At 72.3% G+C, this 2,469-nt stretch carries 3 protein-coding genes; all 3 read left to right on the plus strand.

The window, feature by feature from the left end; translation table 11 throughout:
* Nucleotides 1-758: FtsQ-type POTRA domain-containing protein (locus G6030_RS14830; protein ID WP_182643647.1), on the plus strand; the 758-nt coding region annotated here is incomplete at its 5' end.
* A 245-nt stretch (nucleotides 759-1,003) separates the two neighbouring features.
* Nucleotides 1,004-2,212 carry a cell division protein FtsZ gene (gene ftsZ, locus G6030_RS14835; protein ID WP_007630583.1) on the plus strand — a complete coding sequence of 403 codons (1,209 nt, stop codon included), beginning with the start codon at nucleotides 1,004-1,006 and terminating at the stop codon, nucleotides 2,210-2,212.
* Nucleotides 2,213-2,223: 11 nt separating this feature from the next.
* The coding region (locus G6030_RS14840) for a laccase domain-containing protein (RefSeq protein ID WP_182643648.1) at nucleotides 2,224-2,469 on the plus strand (246 nt) is incomplete at its 3' end.

Raw genomic sequence — 2,469 nt, forward strand, 5'->3', positions numbered from 1 at the left:
GCCGGCGCGCTGCGGCCGACCTGCGCCGCTCCGACGAGCGGGTCCGTCACTCCGACCCGGCCGTGCGCGCGCGCCTGCGGCGCCGCCGTCGGCGGACCAACCGGATCTACGCCGGGCTCGGCATCGCGTTGGTCGTGCTGCTGCTCGGCTACATCGCGCTGTATTTCCTGCCGGTGTTCGCCGTCCGTGAGGTGAGCGTCGAGGGCACCCGGACGATCCCCGGGGAGGTCGTCACCGAGCGCGCGGCCGTCGCACCGGGCACGCCGCTGCTCCAGGTCGACACCCACGCGGTCGCCCGGCATGTGGCGGGCATCCCGCGTGTGGACCAGGTGACGGTCAAGCGGGACTACCCGTCGGGGTTGCGTATCGAACTCGTCGAGCGCACCGCTCTCGTGGTGGTGGAGGTCGACGGCGAGCAGCATCTCGTGGACGCCCAGGGCATCGACTTCGGCCCGGGGGAGGTCCCGCCCGGGACGCCGGTGCTCACGGTGGGGGAGGACGCCCGCGACGAGCTGCCGGCGGTCGTGCGCGACCTGGCGACGGTCTTCGCCGAGGTGCGGGGCACGGCCGGTCAGGAGATCACCGCCGTGGAGGTCGACACCCGTGCGTCGATTGTGCTCACCCTCGCCGACGGGCGGATCGTCGAGTGGGGAGCGGCCGGCCGCGACCGGGAGAAGGCCGTGGCGTTGCAGATGGTGCTCGAGCAGCCGGGGCAGACCTGGAACGTGTCCAACCCGGCCCTGCCGACGTCCCGCTAGCCCCCGGTCGGCGCCGCGTCCGGGCCCCGGTGGAGCACGCTCGACAACCCGGTACGCACGACACGCCCGCGAGCCTCGTGGACGCGCGGGGCCGGTAGCCCTACCGTGGTGTTCCGACGGCCGAAACCACCTCTGACCAGCAAGTTTAACCCTCAACTAGAGGGTGAGACTTCAGGGTTCATGGAACGTTTCGTCGAGACAGCACGCAACCGAGCACGACACCCCCATAGGAAGGCCGGGCCTCGATGAGCTCACCTCACAACTACCTCGCAGTCATCAAGGTCGTCGGCATCGGCGGCGGCGGCGTGAACGCGGTCAACCGGATGATCGACGAGGGGCTCAAGGGCGTCGAGTTCATCGCCGTGAACACCGACGCGCAGGCCCTCCTCATGTCCGACGCCGACGTCAAGCTCGACGTGGGCCGCGAGCTCACCCGCGGGCTCGGCGCGGGCGCCGACCCCGAGGTGGGCCGTAAGGCCGCCGAGGACCACAAGGACGAGATCGAGGAGGTGCTCAAGGGCGCCGACATGGTCTTCGTCACCGCCGGCGAGGGCGGCGGCACCGGCACCGGCGGCGCGCCCGTCGTGGCGGCCATCGCCCGCAAGCTCGGCGCTCTCACCGTGGGCGTGGTCACGCGCCCGTTCTCGTTCGAGGGCAAGCGCCGCGGCGGACAGGCCGACGCCGGCATCGACGCCCTGCGTGAGGCCTGCGACACGCTCATCGTGATCCCGAACGACCGCCTCCTGCAGCTGGGCGACGCGGGGGTGTCGATGATGGAGGCGTTCAAGACCGCCGACGAGGTGCTGCTCAACGGCGTGCAGGGCATCACCGACCTCATCACCACGCCCGGCGTCATCAACGTCGACTTCGCCGACGTCAAGGGCGTCATGTCCGGCGCCGGCAGCGCGCTCATGGGCATCGGCTCATCCCGCGGGGAGGGCCGCGCGTTCAAGGCCGCCGAGGCCGCCATCAACTCGCCGCTGCTCGAGACCACGATGGAGGGCGCCAAGGGCGTGCTCATGTCCATCGCCGGTGGCAGCGACCTGGGCCTGTTCGAGATCAACGAGGCCGCCTCCCTCGTGCAGGAGGAAGCTCACCCCGACGCCAACATCATCTTCGGCACGGTCGTCGACGACTCCCTCGGCGACGAGGTCCGCGTGACCGTCATCGCCGCCGGGTTCGAGGGTGGGTCCCGTCCGGTCACCGCCGGCGCGGCCCAGCCTCGCCGCGGCCGCCACCACCTCGACGACGACGAGTCGGTCCCCGGCGCCTCCGGCGACACCGGCGGGGCCTCGGAGCTCGGATCGACTCCCCTCGGCGGTCGCGGTCGCGAGGAGTCGGCCTACCCGGGCTCCGGCGGGTCGTCCGCGAGCTCGACGGGCTCGTCCTCGTCGTCGTCCCGTCGCCGCGACGAGGACGACGACATCGACGTCCCGCCCTTCATGCGGCACTGACGCGGCGCCCCGTGACGCCCAACGGCACGGGGCGCGTCCGCCGGGTGGTCACCGACCGCCGCGGCGGCGCGTCGACCGGAGACTTCGACTCGTTCAACCTCGGCGACCACGTCGGTGACGCCCCCGCCGCCGTGGCCGCCAACCGCGCGCGGCTGGCCCGCCGACTCGGCCTGCCCGCGACGGACATCGTGTGGATGGACCAGGTCCACGGCACCCGGATCGCCCGCGACTGGGCGCTCAACGAGGTCAGCATCGAG

The organism is Dietzia sp. E1 (genome assembly GCF_014145015.1).
GTDB classification, from domain to species: Bacteria; Actinomycetota; Actinomycetes; order Mycobacteriales; family Mycobacteriaceae; genus Dietzia; species Dietzia cinnamea_A.